Raw genomic sequence first — 18012 nt, forward strand, 5'->3', positions numbered from 1 at the left:
TTATTTCCACTCTCTCCCTCTCATAAGACCGTCTGCGCCGATTAACACTATATCCCATGCGTTTACGAAGGGAGGGTTCAACATGGCGAAGCAGCAAGGACACGGCAAGCAAAACACGACGTCCCGCGATTCCAAGCCCGGCAACAACAAGCCGAACAACAGCCACGAATAGTCGAATCCATGCCTCTCGCTCAGTAATACAGGGGTAATTTCGGCCATGAGGCAGGATCTCGATCCGCGGCTATGCCCGGCGTTCCCTTGCCTGCCGGGCGAGCGCCCGAACGTGCGAAGAGCCAGATGATGGAACGCGCATGCGTCCTCTCATCTGGCTCTTCGTCTATTCGGCTTCCTCGCGGCGTCCCGCGTTGGCCTCGTCGATATTCAGGCTGATCCGGTTCAACAGGCGCGTCAGCTCGCGGATGTCGACCGCTGACAAGCCGGAGAACATTTTGTTCGTGATCACCATGCGCTTCTCCTTCAGCGTCTTGACGATCGACCTGCCTTCTTCCGTCACGGACAGGAAGACGACGCGACGGTCGTCCTGCGCGCGTTCCCGCTCCAAGAGGCCCATCTCGATCAGCTTGTCCGCGATGCCCGTGACCGCGCCCGGCGTGATGAACAGCTTCTCCGCCAGCACGGATGCCTTGAGCGCCCCCTCCTCGGTCAGCCGCACCAAAATGCGGGCTTGCATCGGATTCAATCCGAAGGCGTTCATCCTCGTCCATTCGGCGTCCATCCGCCTGCGAAGCTGAATAAACGCCTGATCCAGCTCCATCCATTCCTCGTGCCCATTATCGGTCATCGCGCCTAGCCCACTCCTTGCCGCACCTTCGTTCTTTCCCTTAACTTTAGAGGAATCGCGGGGCAAAGTAAAGCGCGAAGGCGCGATCGCCTGGGTACGATCGGGCGAACGTTCTCCCCTCTCGGCGGCGAAGCCGCTTCTCTTCGACGAAGCCGCATCCCGACACGTGATCGTGCCTTCGCCAAAGAAAGGGCTGTTCCCTGCCATCCAACCTAGCAAGGAACAGCCCTCCGCTGTTCGTCAATCGCTCGCAGCCGGACCATCGTATCCAACGACTCGCGCCACATCACTCGAGCTACTTGCGAAACGCAAGCGGAGCAAGTCCCGGCACCGCAGCCCGCAGCGCCCGACGCGCTTCGCCCAGCAGCTCCTCCAGCACCCAGGCCGACGTTCCCGCCGTCAATACCGCCAGCCCGCTCTTGTGCGTGAGCGAGACGCCCGCCGTCCAGCTCTGGCCCTCCCGCATCGGCCAAGCGTCCAGCGCTTCGCGCACCGCCTCCATCTGCCGCGTGCCGATCGCATCCGAGAACGCATAGAACGTTCCCGCATGCGTCAGATCGCCGAAGCAGCCCGGCGCGCCCAGCAGCTGGCTCGCCGGGTCGATGCGCTGATTCTGCGCGAAGATGAGCTCGCCGCCCAGCCTCACCCGCATGCGATTCCGGTACAGTCGGTAATGGAACCGTTCGCCGCGAAGCGTCCGCCCCGGGCACAGCACCTCGGCGCCCATCCACAGCGCGCCCGGCGCCAAATCGACCTCCGTCTCCATCAGCAGGGACGCGTCCTTATAAAGCATGACCGGCTCCGGCATCGACTCGGCGACCGCGCCCGGCGCCAGCGCGAACTTCTGCAGCAGCTCGCTGCCCAGCTCGCCGCTCGGATGCACCTTCGTGTATGACTGGTTCGTGATATAGACGTGCGCGTCGTCGCCGATCGTCCACTCCATCTCGTACCGGTCGCCCTCGAGCAGGCCGGGCGACACATCCATCACGATAACGGCGAGCGGCCCTCCGAGCGGGAACGACTTGGCGATTTTGATCGGCGCGTCGTGGTATTTGGCGTCCACCCTGGTGCGGCCGCCATGGCTGCCGAACGATGCGCGAAGGCGCGACACCCGATGTGCCGCGCCCTCCGTATTAGGCGTGATTGTGGGTATGCGCATGGCCATGCGAGTGTCCATGATCATGGTCGTGGCTATGCGCGGCGCCTTGCGCGTGAGCCAGTTCATGCGTCAGCCAGGCGACGATCCGATCCGTGCCGATGCCGCCGTGAAGGTTGGAGAACACGTACGGACGATCCCCGCGCATCCGTTTCGTATCCGCCTCCATCACTTCCAGGCTTGCGCCGACGTGCGGCGCCAGGTCGATCTTGTTGACGATGAGCAGATCGGAGCGCATGATGCCCGGGCCGCCCTTACGCGGGATTTTCTCCCCTTGCGCCACGTCGATAATATAGATGAAGCGGTCCACCAGCTCCGGGCTGAACGCCGCCGCCAGATTGTCCCCGCCGCTCTCGATGAAAATCATGTCCAGTCCCTCGAACCGGCTCGTCAGCTCATCCACCGCCTCGAAGTTCATCGACGCGTCCTCGCGGATCGCCGTATGCGGGCAGCCGCCCGTCTCGACCCCGATAATGCGCTCTTCCGGCAGTACGCCGGTCGCCGCCAGAATGCGCGCGTCTTCCTTCGTATAAATATCGTTCGTGATGACGGCCAGGTTATATTGATCCTTCAGCGCCGCCGCCAGCTTCTCGACGAGCGCGGTCTTGCCGGAGCCGACCGGTCCGCCGATCCCGATCCGAATCGGGCGCTTCTCCGCGACAACCGGCTTCTCCCACTCCACATGCGTATGTCCTTGTCCTTGGCACATAACGATCCCTCCTAATAGATAATCCGAACCTATAATGAAGCCATCCAGAATCTATGACATAAACAACCGCGAATACAGCGTCTCGTGCCGGATCATCGCGATATCCGCAAGCGGCATGTTCGCGTAGGCGTCCTCCGGCTCCATCTCCCGCACGGCGTCCCACGCTTCGGCCGCCGCCGGCGTCAGCCGAGCGATGAGCGCCTGCCCTTCCGTCTGGCCGATCGCCATGAGCCGCAGCGCGCTGTTGACGCACGTGACGATGCACATATATAAGTAGCCTTCAGCCGCCTGATCCTCCGGAATGCCGAGCTCCCTGCACGCGAGGCCGAACACGAGCGGATGCGTGGCGAGCGCCCGCTTGTCGCGAACCGCATCGGAGAGCGGCCTCAGATTCAGCTGGGGATAAATATTCCCGAGCAGCTGCAGCAGCCGCCGCCCCATCTTCTCGATCCCCGACCGCGATTCGGCCGCCGCCCGCTGCACGTGCACGAGCCGCTCGAGCGCGAACAACCGGTCCCACTCGCCCGCTGGCGCATCGCGATAGACCGCCTTGATAATCATCGCGTCCGATGTCGCCCAGGCTTGCCGCAGCATCGCCAGCGCATAAGCTTCCAGCTGCGCGCTCGTCGCGACCCGCCCTTCCTGCACGAGCGTCTCCAGGCCGAACGAATGCGAGAAGCCGCCGATCGGCAGCGCCGAATCGAGCAGCTGCTGCAGCGCCAGCCACGGCACGACGCCCGCCGGCTCGCGCGTTCCCTGTTCTCTCATCCTGCCGCCACCGTCCTTCGTCTCTAGAACAGAAAATAGCGCTGGGCCATCGGCAGCACTTCGGCCGGTTCGCAGACGGCCGGCACGCCGTCCACCTTCACCTCGTACGTCTCCGGGTCGACCTGGATATTCGGCGTGGCGTCGTTATGAATCATGTCCTTCTTCGTGATGGATCGGCAGCCGCGAATCGGTTCCACCCGTTTGGCCAGGCCCAGCTTCTCCTTCACGCCCAGATCGTACGCCGCCTGCGAGACGAACGTGATCGAGCTCGAGGCGATCGCCTTGCCAAAGGCGCCGAACATCGGCCGACCGAAAACCGGCTGCGGCGTCGGGATGGACGCGTTCGGGTCGCCCATCTGCGCGAAGGCGATCATGCCGCCTTTGAGCACGAGCTCCGGCTTGACGCCGAAGAAGGCCGGACTCCAGATCGTCAGATCCGCGAACTTGCCCGGTTCGATCGAACCGACCAGGTGCGAGATCCCGTGCGTAATCGCCGGGTTGATCGTATATTTGGCCACATAGCGCTTAATGCGATAATTGTCCGACTCGGCGTCGTCCGTCTCGAGCGGCCCGCGCTGGCGCTTCATTTTGTCCGCGGTCTGCCACGTCCGGATGATGACCTCGCCCACCCGGCCCATCGCCTGCGAATCCGAGCTCAGCATGCTGAAGACGCCCATGTCGTGCAAAATATCCTCGGCCGCGATCGTCTCGGGACGAATGCGCGAATCCGCGAATGCCACGTCCTCCGGAATGCTGCTGTCCAGATGATGGCATACCATCAACATGTCGAGGTGCTCCTCGATCGTGTTGATCGTGAACGGCCGGGTCGGATTCGTCGACGACGGCAGCACGTTCAGCTCGCCTGCGGCGCGAATGATGTCCGGCGCGTGGCCCCCGCCCGCCCCCTCCGTATGGTACGTATGAATCGTGCGTCCCTTGAACGCCGCCAGCGTGTCTTCGAGGAAACCCGCTTCGTTCAGCGTGTCGGTATGGATCGCGACCTGCACGTCGTACTTGTCGGCCACGGCCAGACAAGCGTCGATCGCCGCCGGCGTCGTCCCCCAATCCTCGTGCAGCTTCAGCCCGATCGCGCCCGCCTCGACCTGCTCGATGAGCGGACCCTCGAACGACGCGTTCCCCTTGCCGGTGAACCCGATGTTCATCGGGAAAGCCTCTGCCGCCTCCAACATGCGCGCCATATGCCACTTGCCAGGCGTGACGGTCGTCGCGTTCGTACCTGTCGCCGGCCCCGTGCCGCCGCCGATCATCGTCGTCACGCCCGAGGAGAGCGCCGTCTCGATCTGCTGCGGACAGATGAAGTGGATGTGCGTGTCCACGCCCCCCGCGGTCACGATTTTACCCTCGCCGGCGATCACCTCGGTACTGGCGCCGGCAATCATGTTCGGCGATACGCCGTCCATAATGTCCGGGTTGCCCGATTTGCCGATGCCGACGATGACCCCGTCCTTGATGCCGATATCCGCCTTCACGATCCCCCAGTGGTCGATAATCACGGCGTTCGTGATGAGCGTATCGAGCACGCCCTCGTCCCGCAGCGCCCCGCTCGATTGGCCCATGCCGTCGCGGATCACCTTGCCGCCGCCGAACTTGCATTCGTCGCCGTAGACGGTATAGTCATGCTCGATGCGTGCCCACAGCTCGGTATCGGCAAGACGCACCGCGTCGCCGGTCGTCGGCCCGAACATGTTCGCGTAGCTTTCGCGGCTCATTCGGTTCATGGCTGTACCCCTTTCCACGCAGCAAGACGGGCGCGGATCTCATCCGTCATCTGTCCCGGCACTGCCTCGCCGCCGCTCAGTCCGTTCAAGCCATAGGAGCGCTTCGCCCCGCCGAGCTCGCATAGCTGAACCGGCTTCTCCTCGCCCGGCTCGAAGCGGACCGCCGTCCCCGCGGGAATGTCGAGGCGCATGCCGAACGCCGCTTCGCGGTCGAACGCCAGCCCCCGGTTCACTTCGAAGAAATGAAAATGCGACCCGACCTGCACCGGACGGTCGCCCGTATTGACGACGATCAACTGGACCGTCGCCCGGCCCGCGTTCAGCTCGATCTCTCCCGGCTGGGTCCGGTATTCTCCTGGTATCATGTAAGCTCCCATCCTTCCTGCCTTGGAAAATAATTCGCGCGCTAGTGCGAGATCGGGTGGTGAATCGTTACGAGCTTGGTGCCGTCCGGGAACGTCGCCTCGACCTGCACCTCATGGATCATCTCGGGAATGCCGGTCATGACTTGGTCGCGCTTTAGAATCGTGGTGCCGAAAGCCATCAGCTGCGCCACCGTCATGCCGTCGCGCGCGCCTTCCATAATTTCGGAGGTGATAAGCGCCACGCTCTCCGGATAGTTTAGCTTCACCCCGCGCGCCAGCCGCCTGCGGGCCACATCGGCTGCCACCGTGATGAGCAGTTTCTCTTTCTCCCGTTCGGTCAGTTGCATTCGTCTCAGCTCCGTTTGGTTGGACTCCATAAATAAAAATTTATCGCGGTGGTCCGCTAAATTACGACAAAAAACCTCACATAATTCTAACTCCAATACGAAAAGGATGGACTAATCACGGATAATCGCGAGCAGATCCCCACCATTCTTTTCCGCTTTAGACCCATTATAACGATGGCTCGATTGCAAGTAAATATATTGGTGTTAGTTTTTGTGACATAAGCACAAGCGAGAGCGGTTGTTTTCGTCGCTGCCGCCGCCTTCGCGCGGCGCGCTCCCAAGGGTTGTAATGTAGCCATTTGCCATGCGTTGTGATAGACTATCAAATATTAAACTTTCTTGCAGGACCGCTATTTAGGCGGGTTTGCGCCCGCAATAATTAGAAAAAACACAGTTGTCAGACAACGAATAGGAGGAACACATATGGCGGCAAAAAGAATGCGCTCCGACATGATCAAGAAGGGCTTTGACCGCGCTCCTCACCGCAGCTTGCTGCGTGCGGCGGGCGTCAAGGAAGAGGATTTCGACAAACCGTTCATCGCGGTCTGCAACTCGTACATCGACATCATCCCAGGCCACGTGCATCTGCAGGAATTCGGCAAGCTCGTTAAGGAAGCGATCCGCGAAGCCGGCGGCGTTCCGTTCGAATTCAACACGATCGGCGTCGACGACGGCATCGCGATGGGCCATATCGGCATGCGCTACTCGCTTGCGAGCCGCGAGATCATCGCCGACTCGGTCGAGACGGTCGTCAATGCGCACTGGTTCGACGGCATGGTCTGCATCCCGAACTGCGACAAAATCACCCCGGGCATGATGATGGGCGCGCTCCGCGTCAACATCCCGACGATCATGGTATCCGGCGGCCCGATGAAAGCCGGCAAAACGTCCGACGGTCGTTCGATCTCGCTTTCCAGCGTATTCGAAGGCGTAGGCGCGTACCAAGCGGGCAAAATCGACGACAAAGGCTTGCAAGAACTCGAGCAATTCGGCTGTCCGACCTGCGGCTCCTGCTCCGGCATGTTCACGGCTAACTCGATGAACTGCCTGGCGGAAGGCCTCGGCCTCGCGCTTCCGGGCAACGGCACGATCCTTGCCGTCTCCGAAGAGCGCAAGGAGTTCGTTAAGCGTTCGGCACGCCAGCTGATGGAACTCATCAAGCTTGGCATTAAGCCGCGCGATATCGTCACCAAAGAAGCGATCGACAACGCGTTCGCCCTCGACATGGCGCTCGGCGGTTCCACGAACACTGTTCTCCACACGCTCGCGCTGGCGCACGAAGCGGAGATCGAATACCCGATCTCGCGCATCAACGAGATCGCAAGCCGCGTGCCGCATCTGGCGAAGATTGCCCCTGCGTCCGACTGGCACATCGAGGACGTGCACGAAGCTGGCGGCGTGAGCGCCGTCATCAACGAGCTGTTCAAGAAGGAAGGCGCGCTTAACGGCGACGTCATCACCGTTACCGGCAAGACGCTGCGCGAGAACGTGGCCGGCTGCGAGATCCTCAACCATGAGGTTATCCGTCCGATCGACAATCCGCACTCCCAGCAAGGCGGTCTGGCCGTATTGTTCGGCAACATGGCTCCGGAAGGCGCCATCATCAAAGTTGGCGCGGTGGACAAGTCCGTCGGCGGCTACCACAAAGGTCCTGCCATCTGCTTCGACTCCCAGGACGCGGCGCTTGCCGGCATCGCGAACGGACAGATCAAGGAAGGCCACGTCGTCATCATCCGTTACGAAGGTCCGAAGGGCGGACCGGGCATGCCGGAGATGCTCGCTCCGACGTCCCAAATCGTCGGCATGGGCCTCGGCGCCAAGGTCGGCCTGATCACCGACGGCCGGTTCTCGGGCGCATCCCGCGGCATCAGCATCGGTCACGTCTCGCCTGAAGCGGCCGAAGGCGGACCGCTCGCGTTCGTGAACGACGGCGACATCGTCGAGCTCGACATGAACAACCGCACGATGAACGTGCTCATCAGCGACGAAGAGATGGCAGCCCGCCGCGCGGCATGGACCGGCTTCGAGCCGAAGATCCGCAAAGGCTACCTGGCCCGTTACTCCCACCTCGTCACGAACGCCAGCATGGGCGGCGTCATGAAAATCTAATCGCGTTTTCGCATTGAACGACAGCAAGGACCTCGGCTGCCACGTCATCGTGGCCGTCGAGGTCCTTTTCTTTAGGCATTTATAGATACGTAGGGCCGCGGCACTTACTCGTTCCCCTTCACGTCGAGGACGTTGGAATTGCGAGCGACACAAAAAAAGCAGCCTAGGGCGTGACGCCCCCGGCTGCATTGTGTCCTTCGAAGTCGTTATGGGATAATGGCGTTGTTCGCGTTGACGGGTTGCCGTCCTTCTCTTCCAATCCTGCCGCTGCGCTCTGCCACGCTTGTTCGGACGGGTCGCCGCCATAGCGCTGCCAGAAGGTTTCCATCGACATCGCCATTTTGCGCGGTTTTAGTTTCTCCCTATGTTCCTTGAGACGCGATTTGCCAGCCGGGTTCAATACCCGCAGCATCAGTCTCAAGTAGATCCTTGTCATCCGATCGAACCAGCCTTTGGGCAAATCGCTGACCGTGAAGCCGAATTTCTCGACGCCCCGGTGGATCATGCTGATCCCGTAGATGGCCCGTACGTCTTGATACTCCTTGCGTCCCGAAATCTGGGCGGCAATGCGAGGCAGCGTGCTCTCCACTTCCCGAATCATGCGAATAGCCAGATGCATCAGCGATCTGGATTCCATCATAAATCGGTGCAGCTTCCCGTTATCCAAGTGCAGCTCGATTACTTTATCCTTGTCATGTAAATCGCGGCCATCGTCCAGCTTCATCGTCTGGCCATGATATTCGGTTACCCGGATATGGAAGATGGCGTCGCTGCCGATCGATTCCAGCCGAAAAACCAGGTGAAACAACTTCTCCCACGCCAACCATGCAGCGATAACGCCCCGCTTGAGAAATCCCGGTTGGCCCTTGGCCGCTTCCTTCTGTTTATCCGTAATCGCAATCATCTCCGTAATATGCACGAATCGGTAACCGCGCTTCGTCCCTTCCTCCATGTAGTGCTCCAGCGCTTGCAGCATGTTCGCGGGCGCGTCTAAATCCGCGCCGAACGTATCGCCGCAGTCGTGCAGCAGCAGCACTTGGCCGGGCTTCAGCTTCTTCATCATCCGCACCGTCAGCCGCCTGACGCCTACCCGCTTGCGCCAATCGCCGAATAGCGACGTCCAAAGGATGATCTGCAAATAGCCTAGATTGGAGAAATCGAACAAGTTCACGATGCCCCAAGGCGGCCGGTAATAATGAACGCGCTCCCCGGTAGCGTCTTTAATGATGTCATACGTCTTCTGAATCTGTTTCTTCACCGTTGCCGGGCGCATCAGCCAATTGCTCTTGTGCACGTAGTTATGAATGCCGATGACATGCCCTTCTTCGTGCATCCGCTTCAACAGCTCCGGATGACGTTCCGCGTGAACACCGACGACGAAGAACGTTGCCTTCGCATTGTATTTCTTGAGCAAATCCAGCAGCTGCGGTGTGTATACCGGATCCGGACCGTCGTCGAACGTAAGCGAGATTTCGTTCTTCGCGCGCCCCTTCTTAAAGACGCGAAAACCGAACGTTCGGCTGACAATCCCGGGCAAAAAGGCGTAAAAAGTCAAAAAATAAAAGACCCACAATAATATATTCTCCATGTCCGTTCCCCACCATCCTAGTCTCGATCCCCGTCCGTATGGAAGGCGGTGCTCCTGTTAGTCCTTCACTATTGTAACATACACGCGGCGAAAACGGCTATGGTTGCGAATCCCTTGCGAAGCGGCGCTGCTCATTTCACGAGGCGAAATCTAATAGGAAATGCTGTAAATCTATAGTACAATCTTGATATTACTAAGAGCATACGAGAAAAGGAGTAAGATGATGCTTTCCTTCTACCGAAAATATTGGCGGACCGCGTTCGATATCGCGCTGATCGTGCTCACCGTCTGGTTGATCTTGTTCACGTTCAGCTACATGTACCGGATCGCCACGCCGATTTTCCTCTCGTTCATTATCTTCATGATTATTGAGCCTCCCGCCAGATGGCTGACCCGGCTCGGACTCAAGAAGTCGATCGCCGCGGGCATCTCTGTGCTGCTGTTCACGATCGTCATCGTCGGCGCCTTCCTCGGCGCATCGGTCATCATCGCGAATCAAGTGCGCAACTTGGGCGATAACCTCGGGGCCTACCAAGACTTGCTGACGACCGAATTTACGAGCAACACCTCTTATCTGAAGCAAAAGTACGAAGGGCTTAATTTGCCGGATAACGTCATTACCGGCATTACGGAAGCGCTCGATTCGGTGACCCAGTGGGGAACCAACGTCGCGAAGAACTTCCTGTTTTCGCTCGGCGGCTATTTGACCTCCTTCTCCACCTTTATTTTTAATTTCGCGATCGGGATTATACTGGCGTATTTCCTGAGCGTGGAGATCAAAGATTGGAAACGAACGGCGAGCGAGAAGACGCCGCGCACGTTCAAGAACGCGTTCTTCTTTCTGAAGGATAACGTATTCCGCGGCATCGCGATCTATCTGAAAGCCCAGATGAAGCTGATCTCCATTACGTTCGTCGTGATCTTCGCCGCCTTGCTCGCGCTTGGCGTGAACAACGCGCTGGCGATCTCGGCGCTTGCGGCCGTGTTCGACGTGCTGCCGCTGCTGGGCGTCGGCACGGTGTTCGTGCCATGGATCATCTACCTGTTCATCGTCGGCAAAGCGACGCTGGCGATTTGGTTAACGGTGCTGTTCCTGTTCGTCGTGCTCACGAGACAAATTCTCGAGCCGAAGATCACGGGCGACACGCTCGGCGTGTCGGCCTTCACGATGCTGGCGTTCATGATCGTTTCGTTGTCGCTGTTCGGCATCGCCGGGGCGATTCTCTCCCCGATTCTGATGATTCTGATCAAAGCGCTCTACGATCAACGCTACTTCCACCGCTGGATTCGGGCGCCCAAGGGCGAATACGGGCCGTCCGTCGCGGACACAAGCCCCGTCGAAGGGGATCCCTCTTAAGATTGAAAAGGCTGGATACGAGATGGCAAATCCCGATCCAGCCTTTTTTGCGCCTCTGTTAACGTAACGCCTCTGCTGCTGCTCAGTCAGGTTGCTTCGCCGCGCCCGCCGAGGCTAGCATATCCATCACGCCGCGGAACAATGCCGTCGCTTGATTCCCCGTATTCGGCAACCGGTTCTCGGCTAGCACGGCGACGGCGTAACGCGGCGAATCCACCGGGCCATAGCCGACGAACCATTGGTTGTTGCGCGGCTTCCCTGCCTTCTCCGTCTCCGCTGTGCCCGATTTGCCCGCTATCCGCCACGTGCCGGCTTGGATTGATTTAGCTGTACCGACCTCAACGACTGCCTGCATTCCCTCCAGCAGCGTCCGCGCCGTCTTCGGGGAAATTTGACCGTATGCCGACGGGGCAGCCTGCACCGGCAGCTCGGTCACCAGCTGTCCATTGGCGTACCGAATCTCGCGCACGATTCTCGGCTGCAGCACCCGTCCATGGTGAAGCAACGTGACGATCATGTTCGCGGCTTGCAAGGGCGACAGCCTGGCATCTCGCTGGCCGATGCCGGTTTGCGCCATCACGCCGCCATCGCGCTCCGACTTGCCTTGGGCGAATACGGCGCCGCTCTCTTCCTCCGGCAGCAGACGAAGCGCCCGTCCTAGCGGTTGCAGATCCTCCCGGCTCACCCAACCGACTCGGCGGCCGATTCCTAGCTTGTCCGCCGTCGCCGCGAGCTGTTCCGGCTCTAACCGCTCGGCGATGGACGCGAACGCGATATTACAGGAATTCGCGAAAGCGCCCTTCAGATCCAGCGTCCCGTGACCGCTCTTCTTCCAGCAGTGCAGGCCGTATTTGCCGTAGGAACCGTCGCAGTCGAACGTCTCGCCAGCGTGGACGGCGCGCGCTTCGAGCGCCGCCGCCTCGGTGACGATCTTGAACACCGAGCCCGGCACCGCCGCACGGATCGCATGGTTGGCCGCATCGCTGCCGGCGTGTCCGAGACGCTGCGGGTCCAACTTCGGCCGCGAAGCCATCGCGACGACGTCACCGTTCTCCGCGTCGAGCACGACGACGGCCCCCTCCTTCAAGCCGCTTCGGTCGAGATAAGCTTCGAGTCGCCGCTCGATGTCCCGGTCCAGCGTCGTGACGACGCGCAGCGGATAGTACGGATTGCGTGACCCTCTCAGCCGCATATCCAGACCCGGCAGCGGCTGCGACTTCGCATCCGTATAGAACGAGACGCCGGTCGGTCCCGCGCCCCGGAGCAGCGGATCGAGCGCGCGCTCGAGTCCCGCCCCGCCGAGCAGCGTCGTCTCGCGGATGCTGCCAGCCTCCAGCGCCGCGCCGTAATGGGCACGGACATATTCCGGGTGCTGGCTGACGTAGCCAAGCGCTTGCGCCGCCACGTAATCACGCGGGTAGCGGTTGTGGTACGGCAGTACCCGGACTCCGTTCAACCTTAAGCTTGCCAGCAAGGCCGCTTGTTCGGCCGTTAGCGGCGCTGGCGCATGTCCGCCCGGCGCCACCCAGAAGGCCGGCTCGCGCAGCCCGTTCATCCAACGGGACAACTCGGCCTCGGTTACGCCGAGCGCCCCCGCCAGCCGGATTAGCGCGTGAGACCGAGCGGCGGCGTTCGTCTGACGCGCCTCTTCCTTCATCGGGAATACGGCTACCGCTTGATAGGATTCGCCGGTGAGCGCCAATCCGTTCCGATCGTAGAAGTCCCCGCGGCCCGAATCCAGCACGAGCGAGCGCTCCCGCTGCAGGACCGCCTCGTTGCGCCAATCCTCCCGCAGCCCGGCCGCCAGGCGAGACGGCGCGATCTGCAACCAAGCCAGCCTGACCAGCAGCACGGCAAGCAAGCCGCTCATGCCCAGCAGGACGAAGAAAATGCGTCCGTTGCGTCGTCCGCGAAGCCCATTCCCTTTCATGCGATTCCCTCCGGTAGCTAATGAAGCTGTTTGCTTCCCATTATCTCCTTAGGGATCATTGTTTCATACGCCGCCTCCATTGTCCGAGATTATCCCTCCTCCGGGATTTTCCCTCCTCCGAGATTACCCTCCTCCCACCTCCTCCGCCGAGGAGGCTCCAAAGGGCTTTGCCCTCTGGACTCCCTTTTCGTGCTAGACGTTTGGTGGGTGGATGGCGGGTGCTTTTGTGCGTGGCACGCTTTTGTCCTGGCGGACAAAGCTAACGATGATCGTTCCTCACCTCACACCTCCTCCGCCAAGGAGGCTCCAAGCTTATGCTTCCGATGCGCGCTTTCCCTTGGGAACCGCTCAGGCGCTGCCCTCTGGACTCCCTTTTCGTGCTGACACTTGGGTTGATGGATGGCGGGTGCTTTTGTGCGTGGCACGCTTTTGTCCTGGCGGACAAAGCTTACGGTGGATTCTGACAACGCAAAGACGGCCGGAATCTCTCCGGCCGTCTTTGCGAATGAGTGTTATTTATTCATTTTACATCCGAAATAATCGAGCAGGAACCGTTGGAACACCGTCGCTACGAGCGGCAGCTTTTCGTTCGACCGATAGATGAGCCCGATCGTGCGGGTTACGCGCGGCGACTGCACGCGCACCTTAGCCGGCTGCAGCGGCCCGCTCGCGTAGAGCGCCATCTCGGGCAGCAAGCTGACGCCCATGCCGGCCGCGACCAGGCCGCGGATCGTATCGGTCTCCTCGCCCTCGAACCCGATGTTCGGGGTGAAGCCGGCCGCCAGGCAGGCGTCCCAGACGATCGGGCGCAGCGAGTAACCGGGGCTGAACAGCACGAACGTCTCGTCCTTCAGCTGGGCAAGGTCGATGACCGCCTCGCCTGCCAGCGGATGATTCGGCGGCATGATCGCGTACAGCTCCTCGGTGAGCACCGTCTGTCCGCTCACATGCTCGTGGGATTCCGGGCAAGGCGAGACGAATGCGAGATCCACCTCGCCTTTCATGACATCGCGGATAAGCGACGGATACATGCCCTGCTTGAAGCGGAATTTGACGTTCGGGTGCTTCTTGCGGAACGCCGCCACTACCTCCGGGATCAGCGAGATGCCGAGGCTGTGCGGGAAGCCGAGCCGAATTTCGCCGCGTTCCGGATCCAGGAATTCGTGCACGTCCATTACCGCGCGCTCCAGATCGGCCAAGATCACCTCCGCCCGCTTCAGGAACAGCTGTCCGACCGGCGTTAGCTGCAGATTGCGGCCCTTCTGGAGGAACAGCTTGGCGCCAAGCTCCTCCTCCAGCTGGTGGATCTGACGGCTGACCGCCGATTGCGCCACATGCAGCTCCTCCGCCGCCTGCGTCACATGCTCCTTCCTTGCCACCTTTACGAAATAATATAACTGCCGAAGCTCCATGAAGTCCCCTCTTCTCCTCGCGCTGACAATTGCCTTCTGCCGTTACTTTCGCGTATTTAATACCTTATCGTACAAAAATCCGAAACCGAAGCCGGCGACCGCTCCACCCAAATGCGCCCATAAATTCGTGTTCGGCGACAGCAGCGAGGCAATGATGCCGAAGATCAGGATTGTATAGACGGTCCTGCGCGACCCTTCATCCATCGCCTTTTTAAACAGGGCCAGATACAAATAAATGCCATAGACGCCATAGATTGCGCCGGACGCGCCGAGAGACGATATTGAGTCGGTCTCCAGCAGCGCCGTAAAGGCATTGCCCATGAGGCCGGCGAACAAATAGAAGAACGCGTAATTGAATTTCCCGAGTATTCGCTCCAGCGGAGGGGCAAAGACTAGAATCGCGAAACAGTTGAACAGCAGATGATCGAATCCCCCGTGCAAAAAAATGGAAGTTACATAACGCCAAGGTTCATCGAAGCTGAAATAATTCGTAAAGGGATCAACCAGCAAAATGCCTTTCTGAATGAAGTAGTGATCCCCGCCTAGCCAGAAATCATATACGAACAACGCGATATTGATGGCAAGGATCGCAACGGTTATCGGGTAAAGTTTCAAGTACGAGCGAAATCCTTCATATCTCAAAAAAATCATCACATGCGCTCCTTTGGCAGGTATTGGACAAGCTCAAATCAATATGCTTATAATTAACAGGGTACCGACCATCCATTAAAAGGAGGCTATTGAATCCCAATGGCACAAGAACGTACAGGCGTTGCGACGCTGAAAGGCAATCCGATCACGCTGATCGGCCCAGAGCTGAAGAAAGGCGATCAAGCGCCGAACTTCACGCTGAACAAATCCCTCGTGGAGACGGTCTCCCTCTCCGATTACGCGGGCAAAATCAAGCTCGTGAGCGTCGTGCCTTCGATCGATACCGGCGTATGCGACGCGCAGACGCGCCGCTTCAACGAAGAAGCCGGCAACCTCGGCGACAATGTCGTCGTGCTGACAGTCAGCGTCGATCTGCCAATGGCGCAAGCGCGCTGGTGCGGCGCGGCAGGCATCGACCAAGTGACCCTGCTCTCCGATTACAAGGACAACAGCTTCGGCGAAGCTTACGGCGTGCTGATCAAAGAACTCCGTCTGGACATGCGCGCCATCTTCGTCATCGACGGCAACGACACGATCCAATACGTCGAAGTGCTGAGCGAAATGACCGAGCATCCGAACTACGAGCAAGCGATCGAAGCCGTTAAAGCTCTCGTATAATCTACATACGAACCTATACGTGAATCGTGGCAAAGAAAAAGCGAGTGAGGGCTTTCCCTCCTCGCTTTTTTGTTAAGCGCCGGAAGTTTTGTAGGCGCTTAATTTCTTGTCCAGCGTGCGGTAGATATCCAATATAATACGATAATTAGAACCCAAATCGCCGAATGAGCCCCGGGAAGCCGAGTAAATATCGACGGCCGACGTTACCGGATTGACGGCAATGACGGAGACTGTAATATCCATGGTGCGGCCGGTCACGGTCCGTTTCTCCAGGACGATCTCGCCCACGGATTGAACCTCGTGCAGCACTTTGTAGCCTTGCATCTTCTTCAGGGTTGAGACAACCTCTTCCCAAGCCTTATCCTTCGAGAGTTTGTAATAATGGGATTTCAGTAACGGATCTTTTGCCTTATCGCCAGTCAATTCGTGACTGCGCAGCAACCCCATTAGGGTGCGCTTCAACAAAGATGATCTCCCCCTCCGACACTATGTACGCTACATGTTATGATAGCACAAATAAACGCATAAAAAAAAGGGGTTGCCCCCTTCTTGCTTGAAAGATGGAACCCGCTAAAGCCGTCCGACTTGCTTGTTTCTGAACCCGCTCTCGCAGGTGGGTGTCCGCAGAACCGGATTTGAGATCCCTTCCGTAAAGGGCGTGTCAGCCTCGTTTCGATGTAGGACTCCCGTGAAACAGCCATTGGTTCAAAACAATTTAAAGTCGTAACGAGCAAAAGCAGGATGTATTGCTATTATAGCCGTATGCGAAACAAAAGTAAACGCGGTCCGCGCGGTTAATTATTTCCGGCTGTGCTGCTCTTGAGCGTCGTCGAGCGGCAGACCGATTTCGTCGGCTTCCTTGCGTGCTTCATCGGCTTCCGCCGCAGCGGCTTTCTCCGCTTGCATCTGCAGCTTCATATAGATGCCGTAGAAGTTCCAGAAGGCGATCGCTGCCACCACACTGCCCGTGAAGAACGGGATGAGGAACATGAGCTTCGGGCTGCTCAAGCTAATGTAGATGACGACGCCGCACATGACCGCTGTCGAGATGGAGCGGAACGGACGGCCGATCGTGATGAACAGCGCGTTCTTGATCAACTGGAACGTCTTCATATGATAGTGCACGACCATCGAGAAGAAGTTAAAGAGCGAGACGCCGAGCAAAATCAGCAGGGCGATAAATAAATACGAAACAAATTGAAGGTCCTTCAGCTCGCCGCCGTACACTTGGAAGTCGACGATCATGACCGCGAACAAAACGACGTAGATGATGCCAGCAATCATGCTTTGCAGGTAGCTTTCCTTGTAATTGCGGAAGAAGGTCTTCAAAAGCGGAGCATCCACTTCACCCATGACCCACTTGCGCGCCACGCCGAACATGGCCGACGTTGCCGGGAACAGCGTGAACGGCGCCACGATGCCCGCCAGGATGAACCCTTGCTTCATGAAGTCTCCGGCCTGCTCTTCCGAGACGGTTCCCGTCGCGACTGCCATGAAATGGGTAAACACCAGGAACATAAACGGTAAGGAGCAAACCACCCAGAGGATGTTCGTTACCGATAGGCGCATAATCCATTCGGATATTTTGTAAAGTCCACCCATCATGCCTTTCATTTCCATGCTAGCTTATCCCCCTGACCTTTCGCCTGGCCGGCGATTCACCCCGTTCGGGTGCGCCAAGCGCAAGCGATTTCATAACCCTATCATAATATAGGTTGGCCCCATAACGCCAGCGCCCATTTTGTCCGTGTATAGGCCATTGCCTTTGCGACGTCGACCTATCCGCATATAGATATAGTGTACTTCGGATTCAAACAACTTTCTAAGGGAGGCATCATCACATGAGCAATGTCGGTTACGGCGCAGGCTACGGTGCGGCTGGTTTCATTCTGGTTCTCTTCATCCTTCTGGTCATCGTTTCCCGCGGTGTCCTGTACTAATTCCTTGACGGTATCCATGCACCATCCCATAAAATTTCGAGGAGGCAATTTAATATGAGCAATGTACACGGTGGCGGATACGGCGGCGGTTACAGCGCAGCAGGCATCATTCTCGTTCTCTTCATCCTGCTGGTTATCGTTACCAAGGGCTTTCTGTACTAAGAACGCCCGTCAAGCACGATGATCGGAAGTCCCAATCTAGCGACAAGGAGGGGAATCTCAATGAGCAACGTTTACGGCGGCGGCGGCTACAACGCAGCAGGCATCATCCTCGTACTCTTCATCCTGCTCGTTATCGTCACGAAAGGCTTCCTGTACTAATCACGCGTCTCCCGGCTTAACCCGGCCGGGAGGATTCCCTAGAACGAACACGCAAAGGAGGGAAACATCCATGAGTAACGTTTATGGCGGCGGCGGCTACAGCAGCGCGGCATTCATCTTGGTTCTCTTCATCCTGCTCGTTATCGTCACGAAAGGCTTCCTGTACTAGGAATCCGGCAAAAAAAATAAACGGGGCGCCT

At 58.8% G+C, this 18012-nt stretch carries 20 protein-coding genes and 1 other RNA gene; 7 read left to right on the top strand and 14 right to left on the bottom strand.

What is annotated here, in order from left to right:
- Positions 1 to 337: 337 nt before the first annotated feature.
- The 7 genes from ACFSKT_RS12560 to ACFSKT_RS12590 all read right to left on the bottom strand — a co-directional run bounded on the left by ACFSKT_RS12560 (position 338) and on the right by ACFSKT_RS12590 (position 5886).
- Positions 338 to 802 carry a MarR family winged helix-turn-helix transcriptional regulator gene (locus tag ACFSKT_RS12560; RefSeq protein WP_377721349.1) on the bottom strand — a complete coding sequence of 155 codons (465 nt, stop codon included), beginning with the start codon at positions 800 to 802 and terminating at the stop codon, positions 338 to 340.
- Positions 803 to 1097: 295 nt separating this feature from the next.
- Positions 1098 to 1961 carry an urease accessory protein UreD gene (locus tag ACFSKT_RS12565; RefSeq protein ID WP_377721350.1) on the bottom strand — a complete coding sequence of 288 codons (864 nt, stop codon included), beginning with the start codon at positions 1959 to 1961 and terminating at the stop codon, positions 1098 to 1100.
- Entirely contained in the window at positions 1936 to 2667 is a 732-nt protein-coding gene (gene ureG / locus ACFSKT_RS12570) for an urease accessory protein UreG (protein ID WP_377721351.1), read from the bottom strand. Before ureG ends, ACFSKT_RS12565 begins: the two co-directional genes overlap by 26 nt.
- A 51-nt stretch (positions 2668 to 2718) precedes the next feature.
- Positions 2719 to 3435, bottom strand: a complete 717-nt coding sequence (locus ACFSKT_RS12575; RefSeq protein ID WP_377721352.1) for an urease accessory protein UreF — start codon at positions 3433 to 3435, stop codon at positions 2719 to 2721.
- Positions 3436 to 3458: 23 nt separating this feature from the next.
- Complete coding sequence (ureC, locus tag ACFSKT_RS12580) at positions 3459 to 5174, bottom strand: urease subunit alpha (protein WP_377721353.1); 1716 nt, start codon at positions 5172 to 5174, stop codon at positions 3459 to 3461.
- Complete coding sequence (locus ACFSKT_RS12585; protein ID WP_377721354.1) at positions 5171 to 5539, bottom strand: urease subunit beta; 369 nt, start codon at positions 5537 to 5539, stop codon at positions 5171 to 5173. Before ACFSKT_RS12585 ends, ureC begins: the two co-directional genes overlap by 4 nt.
- A gap of 41 nt (positions 5540 to 5580) precedes the next feature.
- Positions 5581 to 5886, bottom strand: a complete 306-nt coding sequence (locus ACFSKT_RS12590) for an urease subunit gamma (RefSeq protein ID WP_148931783.1) — start codon at positions 5884 to 5886, stop codon at positions 5581 to 5583.
- Between the two features lie 423 nt (positions 5887 to 6309).
- On the opposite strand from ACFSKT_RS12590, the gene ilvD reads away from it, so the two are divergent.
- Positions 6310 to 7995: a dihydroxy-acid dehydratase gene (gene ilvD, locus ACFSKT_RS12595; RefSeq protein WP_377721355.1), complete on the top strand. Its 1686-nt coding sequence runs from the start codon at positions 6310 to 6312 to the stop codon at positions 7993 to 7995.
- A 163-nt stretch (positions 7996 to 8158) separates the two neighbouring features.
- Here ilvD and ACFSKT_RS12600 read toward each other — a convergent pair whose 3' ends face one another.
- Positions 8159 to 9583: a polysaccharide deacetylase family protein gene (locus ACFSKT_RS12600; RefSeq protein WP_377721356.1), complete on the bottom strand. Its 1425-nt coding sequence runs from the start codon at positions 9581 to 9583 to the stop codon at positions 8159 to 8161.
- Positions 9584 to 9806: 223 nt separating this feature from the next.
- On the opposite strand from ACFSKT_RS12600, the gene ACFSKT_RS12605 reads away from it, so the two are divergent.
- Positions 9807 to 10940, top strand: a complete 1134-nt coding sequence (locus ACFSKT_RS12605; protein WP_377721972.1) for an AI-2E family transporter — start codon at positions 9807 to 9809, stop codon at positions 10938 to 10940.
- Positions 10941 to 11022: 82 nt separating this feature from the next.
- On the opposite strand, the gene ACFSKT_RS12610 is transcribed toward ACFSKT_RS12605, so the two are convergent.
- From ACFSKT_RS12610 to ACFSKT_RS12620, 3 genes are all read right to left on the bottom strand, one after another.
- Positions 11023 to 12870 carry a peptidoglycan D,D-transpeptidase FtsI family protein gene (locus ACFSKT_RS12610; RefSeq protein ID WP_377721357.1) on the bottom strand — a complete coding sequence of 616 codons (1848 nt, stop codon included), beginning with the start codon at positions 12868 to 12870 and terminating at the stop codon, positions 11023 to 11025.
- 512 nt (positions 12871 to 13382) lie between these two features.
- Positions 13383 to 14282 carry a LysR family transcriptional regulator gene (locus tag ACFSKT_RS12615; RefSeq protein ID WP_148931786.1) on the bottom strand — a complete coding sequence of 300 codons (900 nt, stop codon included), beginning with the start codon at positions 14280 to 14282 and terminating at the stop codon, positions 13383 to 13385.
- A 42-nt stretch (positions 14283 to 14324) separates the two neighbouring features.
- Positions 14325 to 14933, bottom strand: coding sequence for a rhomboid family intramembrane serine protease (locus ACFSKT_RS12620; RefSeq protein WP_377721358.1), 609 nt, complete (start codon positions 14931 to 14933; stop codon positions 14325 to 14327).
- A gap of 99 nt (positions 14934 to 15032) precedes the next feature.
- On the opposite strand from ACFSKT_RS12620, the gene tpx reads away from it, so the two are divergent.
- Positions 15033 to 15551, top strand: a complete 519-nt coding sequence (gene tpx / locus ACFSKT_RS12625) for a thiol peroxidase (RefSeq protein WP_377721359.1) — start codon at positions 15033 to 15035, stop codon at positions 15549 to 15551.
- Positions 15552 to 15623: 72 nt separating this feature from the next.
- Here the strand turns inward: tpx and ACFSKT_RS12630 are convergent, their stop codons facing one another.
- The 3 genes from ACFSKT_RS12630 to ACFSKT_RS12640 all read right to left on the bottom strand — a co-directional run bounded on the left by ACFSKT_RS12630 (position 15624) and on the right by ACFSKT_RS12640 (position 17171).
- Positions 15624 to 16016 (bottom strand): DUF1499 domain-containing protein, encoded by a 393-nt coding sequence (locus ACFSKT_RS12630; protein WP_148931789.1) that lies wholly within the window; start codon positions 16014 to 16016, stop codon positions 15624 to 15626.
- Positions 16017 to 16111: 95 nt separating this feature from the next.
- Positions 16112 to 16297, bottom strand: a non-coding RNA gene (gene ssrS / locus ACFSKT_RS12635) — 6S RNA.
- Between the two features lie 52 nt (positions 16298 to 16349).
- Complete coding sequence (locus ACFSKT_RS12640; RefSeq protein ID WP_377721360.1) at positions 16350 to 17171, bottom strand: YesL family protein; 822 nt, start codon at positions 17169 to 17171, stop codon at positions 16350 to 16352.
- 221 nt (positions 17172 to 17392) lie between these two features.
- On the opposite strand from ACFSKT_RS12640, the gene ACFSKT_RS12645 reads away from it, so the two are divergent.
- From ACFSKT_RS12645 to ACFSKT_RS12660, 4 genes are all read left to right on the top strand, one after another.
- Positions 17393 to 17491 carry a dihydroorotate dehydrogenase gene (locus ACFSKT_RS12645; RefSeq protein WP_148931791.1) on the top strand — a complete coding sequence of 33 codons (99 nt, stop codon included), beginning with the start codon at positions 17393 to 17395 and terminating at the stop codon, positions 17489 to 17491.
- Positions 17492 to 17545: 54 nt separating this feature from the next.
- Positions 17546 to 17653, top strand: a complete 108-nt coding sequence (locus tag ACFSKT_RS12650; RefSeq protein WP_377721361.1) for a dihydroorotate dehydrogenase — start codon at positions 17546 to 17548, stop codon at positions 17651 to 17653.
- Positions 17654 to 17713: 60 nt separating this feature from the next.
- Complete coding sequence (locus tag ACFSKT_RS12655) at positions 17714 to 17812, top strand: dihydroorotate dehydrogenase (protein ID WP_377721362.1); 99 nt, start codon at positions 17714 to 17716, stop codon at positions 17810 to 17812.
- Between the two features lie 70 nt (positions 17813 to 17882).
- A complete protein-coding gene (locus ACFSKT_RS12660; protein ID WP_377721363.1) occupies positions 17883 to 17981 on the top strand; it encodes a YjcZ family sporulation protein in 99 nt (32 codons plus the stop codon).
- Positions 17982 to 18012: the final 31 nt, after the last annotated feature.

It is taken from the genome of Paenibacillus xanthanilyticus (assembly GCF_042682185.1).
GTDB classification, from domain to species: Bacteria; Bacillota; Bacilli; order Paenibacillales; family Paenibacillaceae; genus Paenibacillus_Z; species Paenibacillus_Z xanthanilyticus.

Bases quoted from the DNA above. Each gene is read 5' to 3' on its own strand.
- ACFSKT_RS12620 (WP_377721358.1), bottom strand. From the start codon at position 14,933: ATGATTTTTTTGAGATATGAAGGATTTCGCTCGTACTTGAAACTTTAC.
- ACFSKT_RS12565 (WP_377721350.1), bottom strand. From the start codon at position 1,961: ATGCGCATACCCACAATCACGCCTAATACGGAGGGCGCGGCACATCGG.
- ureC (WP_377721353.1), bottom strand. From the start codon at position 5,174: ATGAACCGAATGAGCCGCGAAAGCTACGCGAACATGTTCGGGCCGACG.
- ACFSKT_RS12600 (WP_377721356.1), bottom strand. From the start codon at position 9,583: ATGGAGAATATATTATTGTGGGTCTTTTATTTTTTGACTTTTTACGCC.
- ACFSKT_RS12645 (WP_148931791.1), top strand. From the start codon at position 17,393: ATGAGCAATGTCGGTTACGGCGCAGGCTACGGTGCGGCTGGTTTCATT.
- ACFSKT_RS12610 (WP_377721357.1), bottom strand. From the start codon at position 12,870: ATGAAAGGGAATGGGCTTCGCGGACGACGCAACGGACGCATTTTCTTC.
- ACFSKT_RS12640 (WP_377721360.1), bottom strand. From the start codon at position 17,171: ATGGAAATGAAAGGCATGATGGGTGGACTTTACAAAATATCCGAATGG.
- ACFSKT_RS12660 (WP_377721363.1), top strand. From the start codon at position 17,883: ATGAGTAACGTTTATGGCGGCGGCGGCTACAGCAGCGCGGCATTCATC.
- ACFSKT_RS12615 (WP_148931786.1), bottom strand. From the start codon at position 14,282: ATGGAGCTTCGGCAGTTATATTATTTCGTAAAGGTGGCAAGGAAGGAG.
- tpx (WP_377721359.1), top strand. From the start codon at position 15,033: ATGGCACAAGAACGTACAGGCGTTGCGACGCTGAAAGGCAATCCGATC.
- ACFSKT_RS12575 (WP_377721352.1), bottom strand. From the start codon at position 3,435: ATGAGAGAACAGGGAACGCGCGAGCCGGCGGGCGTCGTGCCGTGGCTG.
- ACFSKT_RS12605 (WP_377721972.1), top strand. From the start codon at position 9,807: ATGCTTTCCTTCTACCGAAAATATTGGCGGACCGCGTTCGATATCGCG.
- ilvD (WP_377721355.1), top strand. From the start codon at position 6,310: ATGGCGGCAAAAAGAATGCGCTCCGACATGATCAAGAAGGGCTTTGAC.
- ACFSKT_RS12590 (WP_148931783.1), bottom strand. From the start codon at position 5,886: ATGCAACTGACCGAACGGGAGAAAGAGAAACTGCTCATCACGGTGGCA.
- ACFSKT_RS12560 (WP_377721349.1), bottom strand. From the start codon at position 802: ATGACCGATAATGGGCACGAGGAATGGATGGAGCTGGATCAGGCGTTT.
- ACFSKT_RS12650 (WP_377721361.1), top strand. From the start codon at position 17,546: ATGAGCAATGTACACGGTGGCGGATACGGCGGCGGTTACAGCGCAGCA.
- ACFSKT_RS12655 (WP_377721362.1), top strand. From the start codon at position 17,714: ATGAGCAACGTTTACGGCGGCGGCGGCTACAACGCAGCAGGCATCATC.
- ACFSKT_RS12585 (WP_377721354.1), bottom strand. From the start codon at position 5,539: ATGATACCAGGAGAATACCGGACCCAGCCGGGAGAGATCGAGCTGAAC.
- ureG (WP_377721351.1), bottom strand. From the start codon at position 2,667: ATGTGCCAAGGACAAGGACATACGCATGTGGAGTGGGAGAAGCCGGTT.